The 12774-nt window shown below is 48.2% G+C and carries 12 protein-coding genes and 1 tRNA gene; 7 read left to right on the top strand and 6 right to left on the bottom strand.

What is annotated here, in order from left to right; all coding sequences use genetic code 11:
• Positions 1-446: 446 nt before the first annotated feature.
• The 4 genes from L0665_RS08230 to L0665_RS08245 form a co-directional block, all read right to left on the bottom strand.
• Positions 447-1814, bottom strand: coding sequence for a PAS domain-containing protein (locus L0665_RS08230; RefSeq protein ID WP_274925208.1), 1368 nt, complete (start codon positions 1812-1814; stop codon positions 447-449).
• 179 nt (positions 1815-1993) lie between these two features.
• A tRNA-Asn gene (locus L0665_RS08235) sits at positions 1994-2066 on the bottom strand.
• A gap of 47 nt (positions 2067-2113) precedes the next feature.
• Positions 2114-2413 carry a hypothetical protein gene (locus tag L0665_RS08240; RefSeq protein WP_274925209.1) on the bottom strand — a complete coding sequence of 100 codons (300 nt, stop codon included), beginning with the start codon at positions 2411-2413 and terminating at the stop codon, positions 2114-2116.
• A complete protein-coding gene (locus tag L0665_RS08245) occupies positions 2406-2699 on the bottom strand; it encodes a hypothetical protein (protein ID WP_274925210.1) in 294 nt (97 codons plus the stop codon). Before L0665_RS08245 ends, L0665_RS08240 begins: the two co-directional genes overlap by 8 nt.
• 60 nt (positions 2700-2759) lie before the next feature.
• Here L0665_RS08245 and L0665_RS08250 point away from each other — a divergent pair, with 60 nt between their 5' ends.
• The 5 genes from L0665_RS08250 to L0665_RS08270 all read left to right on the top strand — a co-directional run bounded on the left by L0665_RS08250 (position 2760) and on the right by L0665_RS08270 (position 7199).
• The gene (locus L0665_RS08250; RefSeq protein WP_274925211.1) at positions 2760-3890 is read left to right on the top strand and encodes a M24 family metallopeptidase; all 1131 of its coding nucleotides are present in this window, start codon (positions 2760-2762) and stop codon (positions 3888-3890) included.
• Entirely contained in the window at positions 3887-4762 is an 876-nt protein-coding gene (gene map, locus L0665_RS08255) for a type II methionyl aminopeptidase (protein ID WP_274925212.1), read from the top strand. Before L0665_RS08250 ends, map begins: the two co-directional genes overlap by 4 nt.
• Positions 4763-4804: 42 nt before the next feature.
• A complete protein-coding gene (locus L0665_RS08260) occupies positions 4805-6082 on the top strand; it encodes an ATP-binding protein (protein WP_274925213.1) in 1278 nt (425 codons plus the stop codon).
• A 19-nt stretch (positions 6083-6101) separates the two neighbouring features.
• Positions 6102-6827, top strand: a complete 726-nt coding sequence (locus L0665_RS08265) for an MBL fold metallo-hydrolase (protein ID WP_338036429.1) — start codon at positions 6102-6104, stop codon at positions 6825-6827.
• Between the two features lie 102 nt (positions 6828-6929).
• A complete protein-coding gene (locus tag L0665_RS08270; protein ID WP_274925214.1) occupies positions 6930-7199 on the top strand; it encodes a DNA-directed RNA polymerase subunit L in 270 nt (89 codons plus the stop codon).
• A 166-nt stretch (positions 7200-7365) separates the two neighbouring features.
• Here L0665_RS08270 and L0665_RS08275 read toward each other — a convergent pair whose 3' ends face one another.
• Positions 7366-7977, bottom strand: coding sequence for a translation initiation factor IF-2 subunit beta (locus tag L0665_RS08275; protein WP_274925215.1), 612 nt, complete (start codon positions 7975-7977; stop codon positions 7366-7368).
• Between the two features lie 123 nt (positions 7978-8100).
• Between L0665_RS08275 and purL the strand changes: the two genes are divergently transcribed.
• A complete protein-coding gene (gene purL / locus L0665_RS08280) occupies positions 8101-10212 on the top strand; it encodes a phosphoribosylformylglycinamidine synthase subunit PurL (protein WP_338036430.1) in 2112 nt (703 codons plus the stop codon).
• Positions 10213-10264: 52 nt separating this feature from the next.
• A complete protein-coding gene (locus L0665_RS08285) occupies positions 10265-11572 on the top strand; it encodes a PAS domain S-box protein (protein WP_274925216.1) in 1308 nt (435 codons plus the stop codon).
• Between the two features lie 124 nt (positions 11573-11696).
• Here L0665_RS08285 and ilvC read toward each other — a convergent pair whose 3' ends face one another.
• On the bottom strand, positions 11697-12695 hold the full coding sequence (gene ilvC / locus L0665_RS08290) for a ketol-acid reductoisomerase (protein WP_274925217.1): 999 nt from the start codon (positions 12693-12695) through the stop codon (positions 11697-11699).
• Positions 12696-12774: the final 79 nt, after the last annotated feature.

The following is a 12774-nucleotide window of genomic DNA, read 5'->3' on the forward strand; positions in this document are numbered from 1 at the left end:
TAAGGGTGGATACTGATATTTGCTTGCGATTATGCTAGTTCTCAAGAGCGAATTTCAGATATTCCCTGTCCATGCGAAAGCTAAAGCCTTCCGTGCCATCTTTCTGTGCAGGTACAAACCTACACGTTTTATGATTGAAGTATCTTGTATATATTTATCTCTTTTATTGATGGTCAATAGAATTATATCTCTGACGAGCTCCTTCTGGTTACGCTCTGTTTAACTCAAATATGTCTTTTTTTAACAGATATAATCGTTTTTTGGGATTTATTGACAAAAAAAACCAGTGTGAGAGATTTTAATGGATTATTGGAGGTTCTAATGGTGGTCAATAATGGTTATTTTTATATATCTAAATATTTTTCCGAAATGAGCAAAAAACATCAATTCTCAGCTTTTGATTGAAAATACCAGTATTTCACAAAATGATATGGGCAAATTTGTAATTATGTAAAACAATTGACGTGAACTTTTTGAGATGTCACTTCTTTGCTCAGTTCTTTTGAAATGTCCATCATAAATGAAGCAATTTCACCTGTTGGCAGTTTAAAAATAAAGTGAGTCAGCCAAGGGGAATTTTCATTTTTGATGTACTGGAGAGGGGGGACAATCTCCGGAATCTCTGTATTATCAACCCTGTTAAGTGCTTCACGGACACTATTAATCGGGAGATCGGGGAATTCTTCAAAGAGTTTTTTCCCGATTAATTCTTCTTTTTTCACCTGCAGTATGATTTCAAGGGCATTGTTGACATCTTTGATGATGAAATCATCTCCCTTATCAGCAGGCTGGTAAATTAGAACACCGGTGCAGGTACCATTAAAGAATGAGCGATAGCGCGATTCATTAAATTTGAGTTCAATTTTTGCCATTCTGTCTGTTGTAACATCCATGAATAAAAGGGCAAATTCCTGCGATCCGGTTTCACTTGCGATATGGGTGAACGCTGCTTCAAAATAGCCTCTCCCCGATCTGGATGAAGAAATGATGTTGTCCCTCTTCAGGAGATCAAAATCACAGGTGATTTCGGTTCCTCCTGCTTTTCCATACATCAGCCCTTTTTTTATCTTATCTTTCTGGCAGACGAGGTTGAACAGATTTGTCCCTATTAGTTCATGGTAATCTTCAATTCCCAGGAGACTGAGGGCTGCCGCATTCGCATTGATGATGTTTCCCTCTTCATTGAAGAATAAGATTCCACTGGGGACTCTTTTGAAGATTGTTCGTAGCTTTTCATCACTGATGGAGAGCGCTTCTTCCGTCTGTTTTTGATCCGTTATGTCGTTCAGGGAGATCATAATGCTCTGATTTCCATCATGAGAAACCGTTGGGATAAATTTTATTGCATATATCCGGTTGGTTTTGTCATCGAGATGCAACATATCATCAAGAAACGTTTTTCCCTGAACCATTCTGTCAATATTTTTCTGAATCGCGATGTCAGAAAAAATATCCAATCCTGTTTCCTGGATATTTTTTCCAATGGGTTCTCTCTCATTTTTGATATTGAATTTTGAAAAAAAACTTTTATTGGCCATTAAAATCCGTGAATTCGAATCTATGATGACGATAATCTCATTAATACAATCAAAAAGAGATGTGGTGGGTATTCTGTCAGATATGGTATAGAGTTTCGATTTGCCATAGCAGCACATCGTTACCTGACCATTCAGTCTGAGTATTTCCAGATATTTTGAAGCAGTACTTCTGTGAATCCCCAGATTCCTTGAGATTGCTGAAATAGAAATTTTTTGTGGATGTTTCTCCTGAAGATATTCCCGGATGTTGGTGAGTGTATCCTGGTAACTTTCCATCAGGGAGATATCTGTTCTACGGTTTATAAAATGGTATTATATCTCTGAAATTGTCTTTCCTGAAGCGGTTAATCCGGGTTAAATAACGTTCCATGGAAGTCATTACGATTAAACTGCCCGGAATAAATTTCAAAAATGCACATCAAATCATTATTGCAAAAAGAATATGATAGCGAAAGCGCCCCCAACAGGACTCGAACCTGTGACATTCTGGTTAACAGCCAGACACTCTACCAACTGAGTTATGGAGGCATGCACAACCTGTGTGCTATACAAGGTCACAGTGAGGGATATTAAGATTATTGATTTGTTGTGTTCTCTTTACGCATTGTTTCAAGAAGGACAATGATGTCATCAATCTCAGAATCAAGCGTTTCCATTCGCTGTTTGGCTGTTTCTGTCGCCATTGCGCCCGCAGGCGATGCCTGAATATACCCTTGGCCCTCGAGCACCTTTAGTGAGTAGCGCACCCGGTGTGCCGGCAGCCCCGTGAGTTCCGCAAGTTTCATGATACCAATCGGCTGATTCTCTGCTACGATGCGCACTACCCTGAGGTGACGTCCCACCAGTTCAACTTCAGACCGGATCTTATCAAGCATCACTGTCGCCTGTATGTTCCCCTGCACTACCGGATGGTTCCCCTGGTTTCCCGGCTTCTTTATCCTGGGCCATCAGCCATTCCTTGTCACTCTGGTAAGCGGTCCTGAAATACAGTGCCAGCACAATCGCTCCCACACCGCAAATACCTGCGATCTGGTAACTGTAGACGGGGATTACCCTGAATGCAGCAAGGATGGAAAGTGCCGCGAGGAGAAAAATACCGTTTAGAACCATGGTGAGCTTTGCAAATTTCATCCTGAATATCTGCTTTGCTGACTCGTCCATTGTCCATATATCAACCCGTCAGGATAAAATTACTTGTGCTTTGGTCATCTATATTCAGGCATGGACACACTCGATGAGGCCATTGAGAGAGCAGGAGCGGCAGCCTATGCCATCTATGCCTCTTCCCAGGATCCTGATATGAGATACCTGACGGAGTTTGTCACGTCAGATCCCCTGTTTTATATTAAAAAAAGAGGAGAAGAAGGAGTAATCATTGTCCCGCAGATGGAGATCGGGCGGGCGCAGGACGAAGCATCCTGTGATGCGATTACCCGTGGCGATGCAGGATTTTTTACTTATCTTGAAAAGGAGGTCAGTCCCTACCGGGCCGCCGCACGCATGGCATATGAATATGCAGGCGGAGATATCATCGTCCCTGGCACCTTCCCGCTTGCAATGGCTGAAGATATCCGGTCATTCTGTAGGGTCACTGTTGATACCAACACGGTTGAAAACATGCGGGAAGTAAAAAGTTCCCTTGAGTGTGATGCAATCCGGGCAGCCCAGGAACGTACAAACGAGGTAATGGCACTTGCTGAAGATATCATCCGGCATGCCACCGTAAAAGACGGTGCTCTCTGGCATGAGGGTGCCCCCTTGACCTCCGATACCCTTCGACGGGAGATGCACTGCTGGCTCCTCCGTCATGGATACACCGCACGCGATACCATTGTTTCATGCGGAGAAGAAACAGCCCAGCCGCACAATCCCGGGTCGGGCACCCTTCTCGCAGACGAACCAATTCTCATTGATGTATTCCCACAGGATGAAAAGACCGGCTACTTTGCTGATATGACCCGGACATTTGTGAAAGGGGAACCGTCCCCTGAGATACAGGAAATATATGACACCGTTCGTGACGGGCAGACCCTCGCAGAAGAGATGCTCAGGCCGGGGGTAACCGGTGCAGAGGTGCACAATGCTGTACTTGACCTTTTTACTGAACGGGGATATGCAACCGGAGATGAAGGGTTTATCCACAGTCTGGGCCACGGAGTTGGCCTGCAGATCCACGAAGGGCCATCCCTCTCCCCACGGGCTGACACCCCGCTTGTGGCGGGAAATGTGGTCACTGTTGAACCGGGTCTCTATTACCGGAATGCCGGGGGTGTCCGGATCGAGGATCTTGGTGTTATAACCAAAGATGGTTTCGTCTGTTACACGAAATACAAGAGAAGACTGATCGTATGAACGATGATATTTACTCTGCATATATGGAAGCCGGAGCACTTGCGAAGCGATTCCGTGAGGAAGCTGCCGCAATGGTTGTCCCGGGCGCTTCAATTCTGGAACTTGTGGACACCATTGAACAGGCTATCCTCGATGAAGGTGCCGGGATTGCCTTTCCGCTTAATATCTCTATAAATGAGGATGCTGCCCATGATACCGCGGGGCCGGGGGATGAACGTCTCTTCTCTGAAGGAGATGTGGTAAAAGTTGACCTTGGGGTGCATATTGATGGGTATGTGGCGGACACGGCACAGACCGTTGACCTTGGAGATAATGCTCTCCTCGTCGAAGCATCACGGGAAGCTCTCAATGCAGCCATTGCACTGGTGCGCCCGGGTGTCACTGCAGGGGAACTGGGCACAGTTATCCAGCATGAAATAGAATCACGAGGGTTCCGGCCAGTGGCAAATCTCACCGGTCACGGCCTCTCTCAATATTATCTCCACGGTGAACCGATGATCCCCAATGTTGCCATGAAAGGGGGGGCAGTCTTCGAAGAAGGTATGGTGTTTGCAGTTGAACCATTTGCATCCACTGGGGCAGGGATGGTATCTGACAGTGCCCGTACTATGATCTACAGCCAGATAGCAAACCGTGGGGTTCGCCTTGCATCCGCGAAACGGGTCATGAACCAGATCCGCGATCGGCGCTCCCTGCCGTTTTCCCGACGCTGGCTGACGGGTGATAAGATTGACTTAGCACTCTCCGCCCTGAAGAGGAGTGGCGTGGTGCGGGGTTATCCAGTCCTTCACGATATTCCCGGGTCACTTATCTCTCAGACAGAACATACTCTTATTGTCACTGAAGATGGCTGTGTGGCAACAACTCTTTAGCCAACCTTTTTTGTTCCCTGCGTAGTATATCTCCTGTTACGCATGTCTGATGATGCTGATTCAATGGTTCTTGATCTCATGGAGATTCTCCTGACGGCCGCAGTCGCCAATGAATACCCCGAGATCTCGAAGAATGATCTGCCGCAGAAATTACGGAAAATAACCGGTGTGTCCGGAGCAGCGTCAGAATTCAAACGACCGCTGGTGATAAGCGAAGGTCTCCTTGAACGGGAGATGGGGGTGAGCGGCGCTTATGGGCACCTGCGCACAAATCCCTTCGTTGACTATGATGAGTTTGGGCAGCGGCTCTCCATCACCACGCTTGCACCTGCGATGCAATGGTTTGTGAAGAAAGGGGGTAAAAAATCAATAGAGCAGAATCCTGCACTTGCACAATATGCAGAAAAAAACAATATAGGGACGTTTTCCTATCAGGATGCACTGAAGAAGACAGGCCGTTTTGAAGACTCTGTTGAGTATATTGAGGCAAAGATTGCCCCAATCGTTGCCGAGTCTGAGGAGATGCGCAATGCCCGTGACCTGATCATCATCTACGCACCGGATGAGATGGAGTTTAGTATGGATAATCTTGTCTGCACGAGGGGGCAGATGGACACGATCAAAAAAATCGATGTGGCACTCAAAAATCGCGATTTCCTACGTGATCACCGGATATATGAGTTTGGAAAACTTCTCTTTGTAGGTCCTCCCGGCACCGGTAAGACATCTCTTGCCCTCGCTCTGTCGCGTGAACTGCATATGCCCCTCCTTGAAGTCCGTCTTGCGATGATCACATCTCAGTATCTGGGAGAGACCTCCAAGAATATCGACCGCATATTTGAGCTTGCCCGGCGTCTTGCTCCCTGTATACTCTTTATAGATGAGTTTGATTTTGTTGCAAAGTCCCGTCTCACTGATGATAACGCTGCAATGAAGCGGGCAGTAAATATGCTCCTGAAAAACATTGATATGGTCAGTTTTGTCAAAAACGGCGTCCTTCTCATTGGCGCAACCAATCATCCTGCCCTGCTGGACGAAGCGGCATGGCGGCGCTTCGATGATGTTGTGGAGTTCCCAATGCCTGACCAGGTGATGCGGGGGAACATCCTGCGTGCGGTCACGTCCCTGATTGAGTGTGAATGCGACTTTGATTCCGTTGCTGAGGAGACCGAAGGATTTTCTGGTGCAGACCTGCGGATGATGGTCAAAGAAGCGATCATGTCTGCCCTCACAGACAACCGTCATAAGGTAACTGCTGAGGATATTGAAGTCGGGATGCAGAATCTCAAGAACCGTCATATCATCCGGAGCAATATCTGAATTTCGGGTGTCTGTTTATATGACCGTGAAAATCACACTTCTCGGAACCGGTGATACCACCGGAACTCCTCTTGTCGGGTGCACCTGTCCGATCTGTACCGAAGGTGCTGCATCGGGGAGGGAACGTCTCCGCACCTCTCTTCTGGTGGAACATGAGGGGTTCACCCTCCTCATTGACACTTCACCTGATCTCCGCCGCCAGCTGCTCCAGACAGGTTCCCCTCATATTGATGCTGTGATCTGGACACATGGGCACTATGATCACTTTGCAGGGTTTAATGACTTTTACCGTGTCCAGAGATATCCGCCCGGGTATGGCGCCCCTGTGGTAGTGGAATATATGCAGAATCAGTTTCATTTCATTCGGTTTACTGCCCACCCTCAGGAGCCGTATGTTCCGTTCACCCTCGGTGGGTTAACGATCACCCTTGGAGAAGTGAATCACCCTCCCGCCCCGACCTTTGGCCTTCTGATTGAAGATGGTGAGACACGTGTCGGGTATACAGCTGATACAAACCCTGACATTCCCCAACGGACGAAAGATCTCCTGGATGGATGTGATCTTTTCTTTGCTGACGCGCTCTTTCCGAATGGGATCGTACACCCGAAGCACATGAACTATTCAGAAGCAGTATCACTTGCCGGCGAATTGCATGCAAAGGATTTCCGCCTTGTTCATCTCTCCCATAAAATTGGGTGGGATGCGCCGCATATCGGGTATGATGGGGATACATTTGTGCTCTGAGAGATATCACTCATTGTATTCCATGGAGGGTGGTTCCTGTCCCATCTGCCGGGGGTCACCCATATATATTTAGCCGTTCATTCACAGAACTATTGCGTACTTATGGAGATCAAAATTCTTGAGCTCAATCCCGACAGCGTGAAGATCCTCTTTGTCGGTGAGAGCCACACATATATGAATGCCCTAACTCATGAGATTCTCACAGATACTCGTGTGGATATGGCATCCTATAATCCGAAGTTCGATTTCACTGATCCAGAGTTATTTGTTTCAACCAAAGATGGTGTAGAACCCATTTCTGTCATCATCGATGCAGCACGTCGAATCAGTGCAGACTGTGCTGAGCTGCTGGAAGCAATTGCACAGTCTTAGATAAAATACTCTTATTTTTTTGATTCAGCAGGATAGCAATGCCTGCAGATCATTTTAGACATCCTGGCAGAAAATGAGCTAAAGCACCCAAACCAGCCAAAACGCATGGCTAAGGGAAATATACTGTTTTAGAAAGGTTCAAAATCTGAAAAAAAGGGAGAGAAACTTATAATCGTTCGGTGAAGACGATTGATCCGGCCACACGGGTGATTCGGATTGCTAATTTCTGGCCGGGTTTTCCACCGCTGACATACATTGTGTACTTGCCGATTCTGACCACACCATCCCCGCGCTTTGATATGGACTGAATCTCAACTGTCATCTCTTTGCCCTCTTCCAGCTGGTTTGCCACTGATTCCGGACGTGCACGGCGCTTTCTGACTGGCCTGTGACTGCCACATGCATCACAACGCAGAAGGGTGATACGTCCGTCTTTTACGAGGCGGGTGTCAGGTTTTCCGCACTCGGAACACATGACGTAATCTTCTGTGTACTTCTTCACCAGGTTCTTGATCAGGTCAATTTCAAACTTACCATTGAAGACCGCCCGGTTTCCGTCTATCTTGCCGGATGTCCCCAGTTCACCCAGCATAAATTTCATCAGATGGTCTGGTTCACGGCGAAGAATCGATGCGATCTCTCCGAAGTTCTCAAGGACAGTTGTTTTCCCCTCAATAAACACCCTTGCCGGAGGAACAGTAAACCGTCCCTCATCACCGGAGGTCTCAGTGATATTTTCATAGGCATGGTCAAGCAGCGCTTCATATGGATCAGGCATGCTGGTACCATTTGTACTGTAATGTATTAATAGTGTTTTTTGGCGCCCTGTGTTCCGGCAAAAAAATTTCCTCCGTGCTATCCGGGCCACACGTTCTGTCCCTGCCTATCGGTAGGATGCCGTATGCGCATCATTATTAGCGCAGGTGTCAAACCATTTTGCATCATGGTATCTGCCGGTGACCTTGCCTATCTTGAAGAAAAACTGAAGCGGCCAATAACTCCGCTCGAATACGCCTGTTTTGAAAATCTCTGGAGTGAACACTGCAGTTATCGTTCAACAAAAGCATTCCTGAAGACTCTGCCAACTACCGGTGAAAATGTCCTTCTGGGGCCTGGGGATGATGCAGCCATTGTAAAATATTCTGACGATATTGCACTTGCAATCGGCATGGAATCTCATAACCATCCCAGCTATGTGGACCCCTTTGACGGGGCCGCAACTGGCGTTGGTGGTATTGTAAGGGATATCATTTCCATGGGGGCCAAACCAATTGCCCTTATGGATCTCCTTTACTTTGGCCAGATCACCGAAGAGAAGAACCGGTACCTGCTTGAGCATGTAGTGCAGGGAATTGGTGACTACGGTAACTGTATCGGTGTCCCGGTCGTCCGGGGAGAAGTGACATTTGACAGAGGTTATTCCGGCAATCCCCTTGTCAACGTTGTTTGTGTGGGAATTGTTGATCCGGATAAATACCTCACCGCCCGTGTAAAGAAGCCGGGCAACCGGCTGGTTCTTTATGGTGCAGCAACAGGGAGAGATGGCCTCGGCGGGGCATCGTTTGCCTCCCGTGACCTCTCAGAGGATGCAGAGGCTGAAGACCGGCCCTGTGTTCAGGTTGGCGACCCTTACACAGAAAAACTGCTCATCGATGCCACACTTGAGATGACAGCCACCGGGAAGATAGTGGCATGTCGTGACCTGGGTGCGGCAGGACTTGCGGGTGCATCATCTGAGATGTCCTCCAGTTATGGGGCCCGCATTGAGGCAGATTGTGTTCATCTGCGGGAGAATGGCATGAATGAGGTTGAAATTATGCTTGCCGAATCCCAGGAGCGGATGCTCATGGAGGTCGCAAAAGATGATATTCCGGCACTTGCCGTTATCATGGAGAAGTACAGTCTCCAATGGCGTGATATTGGTGAAGTTATAGAAGAGGCACGCTATATTGTCACCTTTGAAGGAAACATGGTATGTGACCTGCCGATTGATCTGCTGGTTGAAGGGGCGCCCGGTGAGGCATGGCATGCTGAACCATATTCACATGAACGTCCTTACCAGGCACCGGGAGGGGATCTCAAAGATCTCTGCCTTTCGGTTCTTTCCCATCCTGATGTGGCCCGCAAAGACTGGATCTCCCGCCAGTATGACCACGATGTGCAGCTGCGTACGGTGTCTGTTGCAGGCGGGGCCGGCCTTCTCCGTCTTGGTGATAGCGCTCTCGCTCTTTCCTGTGGCTGTTCCCCGCGTCATATTGAACTGAAACCATATGAAGGGGCTGCAAACACGGTGTATGAAAATGCTGCAAATCTTGCCTGTGTTGGCAGTAATCCTCTCTGCGTGGTGAACTGCCTGAACTTTGCAAGCCCTGTTCACCCGGAGATCTACTGGCAGCTGGGTGAGGCAGTCCGGGGTATGGGCGACATGGCAATTGCCATCGGCGCTCCGGTGGTGGGTGGCAATGTCTCACTCTATAACGAGAGTGATGAGTTTGGAACACGGATTCTTCCGACTCCCTCCATTGGGATGGCAGGAAAGGGACCGGTAATCCGGTACACACTGCCGGCAGATGGGGCCACGCTTGCCATTGCCGGGACGTCTGCTCCTGCTCTGGGTGGTTCAGTACTGGATATCGTGACCGGTTGCGGTGGCGAGGCTCCGGAAATGGCTGACCCCTCGATCCTTGAAAAAATACGCTTGTTTGTACAAAATGGTGGATTTGCAGCAGACATCTCGGCAGGGGGGTTAATCGCAGCCCTTGCGGAGTGTGCACCTGCTGCCACAGTCAGCCTTGCGGGTGATGCAATATCTGCTCTCTTTGATGAATCTTCGGGCAGGTTCCTGATTGCTTATGCCGATAAATCTCTTGCAGAAGGACTTGACGCAGTTGAAATCGGTGCTGTAGGTGGGGATGGACTTATCATATCTGTAAGTGGAATGACTATTAGGTTCACACTTCAGGAAACAGAAGCAGCACTGGACGCGCTGACATCAGTAATGTATGCTGAGTAGAAGGGGCAGAATACACACAGTAATTTACTAAAAAATAGGGGGATACCACACAATGATGACAATACTTCTCGCGGATGATGAACCAAGTCTTCTTGAATTGGGTCAGGTCTTTCTCGAGCGGACAGGCGATCTGAAGGTGATCACCGCGCTGGGAGCAGAGGAGGCTATGGAGATCCTCCGCACCACAAAGATAGATGGTATCATATCAGACTACCAGATGCCTGGCATGAACGGCATTGCATTTCTGCAGAAGGTGCGTATCCGGTATCCGGAGATGCCGTTTATGATGTACACCGGAAAAGGGCAGGAAGATGTTGTGATCTCAGCCCTGAGAAACGGGTGTGATTATTATCTGCCAAAAGGTGATGATCCAAAGGCGGAGTTTGCTGAACTGGCCCTGCAGGTCAGGCGAATGGTGAAGAACAAAAATCTTGAACGGGATCTTAATGAGAGTGAGGAACGCTATCGCCTCATTATCGAGAATTTTACCGGCATCATCCTGCAGCGGCGTGCGGATAATCGTATCATCTATGCGAATGGTGCAGTGGAGAGGATCACCGGTTATCCGGCTGAGATGTTCATGTCTGGTGATTTCAGCTGGGACACCATTGTACACCCGGATGACCTGCCGATCCTTTCTCAGGCAGTAGAAGATGCACGGGCAGATCCGTCGGTTGTGAGTGTGAGTGAATATCGCATTATCACACGAGAAGGGGATGTTCATTGGGTACAGGAATCATGCAATTATGTCCGAAAAAAGAGCGGTAAGATTGCATCAGTGCATGGGACGCTCTATGACATCACTGACCGGAAGCAGATGGAGGAACAGCTCATCGCTCAGCGTGACCTGGGGCTCTCTCTTGCAGCGGCCCGGTCTCTTGATGATGCGGTATCCCTTTGCCTTGATACTGCATCACGGGTGGCAGAGATGGGATTTGGGGCACTCTATCTTGAGGACGCCCATACTGAGAGTTATGTCCTTTCATGTGCCACCGGTTTTTCTGATGCATTCCTTTCCTCAGTGCATGTAATAGGGAAGGATGCCCCTCTGGCCCGCCGTGTTGCAGCGGGGGAATATATCTACGCCCGCTATTCTGATCTTCCGGATATGCTCGGTTTTACACCCGAAAAGGAGCGGGTACAGGTAATTCTCATCATTCCCATTATCTACAACAACGCCTCTATCGGGTTTATCCTGCTGGGGTCGAACTATACTGATATCATTCCGGATTCAAGTCTGATGTCTTTAGAGGTTATTGCCTACCAGGTTGGCAATGCCATTGCCCGTATCTGGGTAGAAGAGATGCTTGCACAGGCAGAGGTTGGATCCGGGTTTTTCAAGTCAACACCTGTTGAGTAAACAGAACCGGCATGGTACAGGGGTGAAGCCGGTCACCATATTTTTTTTGAAAATTGTGCATGAAACGTTTTGTTTCAGATATTGTGTAAGGATAAACCACGAAGTTTTTCAGGGAAAAAAAGGGTTATTTAGATAAATTCCGGAACTGTGGCATAAGTCCGCGGACTTCACGGCCAACCGATTCAATCATAAGTTCTTCACCCTGCCGTTTCAGTGCAGTGAATACCGGTCGATTGATCTGATTTTCAAGCAACCATTCACGAGCGAACTCTCCGTTCTGTATTTCTGTGAGTATTTCTTCCATTGCTTCATATGCCTCCGGGCCGATGACACGCGGGCCACGGGTGAGGTCGCCATATTCAGCAGTGTTGGAGATGGAATCACGCATCTTTGTAAATCCACCTTCATGGATGAGGTCAATGATGAGTTTACACTCATGTAGCACCTCGAGGTATGCCATCTCAGGTGCATATCCTCCATCCACAAGGGTCTCAAATCCTGCCTGAATGAGTGCAGTCATGCCACCGCAGAGAACTGCCTGTTCACCAAAGAGATCAGTCTCTGTCTCTTCCTGGAATGTTGTCTCAAGGACAACTGCCCGTGTGGCACCGATTCCTTTTGCATACGCAAGAGCAATTTGTCTGGCCTTTCCGGTTGCATCCTGATGGATTGCAATGAGTGCCGGGACGCCACCTCCCTCAGTGAAGACCCTCCGAACCATATGTCCGGGTCCTTTCGGTGCTACCATAATGACATCAACTGTGGGTGGGGGAACTATCTGCCCGTAGTGTATGTTGAAACCGTGGGAGAACATCACACAGTCCCCTTCTTTGATATTTGGCATGATCTGGGCACGGTACACATCGCCCTGAAGTTCATCAGGAACGAGGATCATCACGACATTTGCCATATCTACTGCGGTTGCCACATCAAAGACCTCAAAGCCGTCTTCAGATGCTTTTTCCCAACTTTTTCCGGGGCGCAGACCAATGATGACATCCAGTCCTGAATCGCGCAGATTGAGTGCCTGACCCCGTCCCTGGGATCCATATCCGATGACTGCAATCCGGCAATTCCCGAGATCTCCGAGCTTTGCATCGGATTCGTAGTATTTCTGTATCATTTTCTCATCCCTTTCTGTTTCAGGTTTCCTTCATAACTATTATAGCATAGAATAAAAAACCTAACACTAGGAATATTTA

The organism is Methanogenium marinum, assembly GCF_028912405.1.
In the GTDB taxonomy this organism is placed as follows: Archaea; Halobacteriota; Methanomicrobia; order Methanomicrobiales; family Methanomicrobiaceae; genus Methanogenium; species Methanogenium marinum.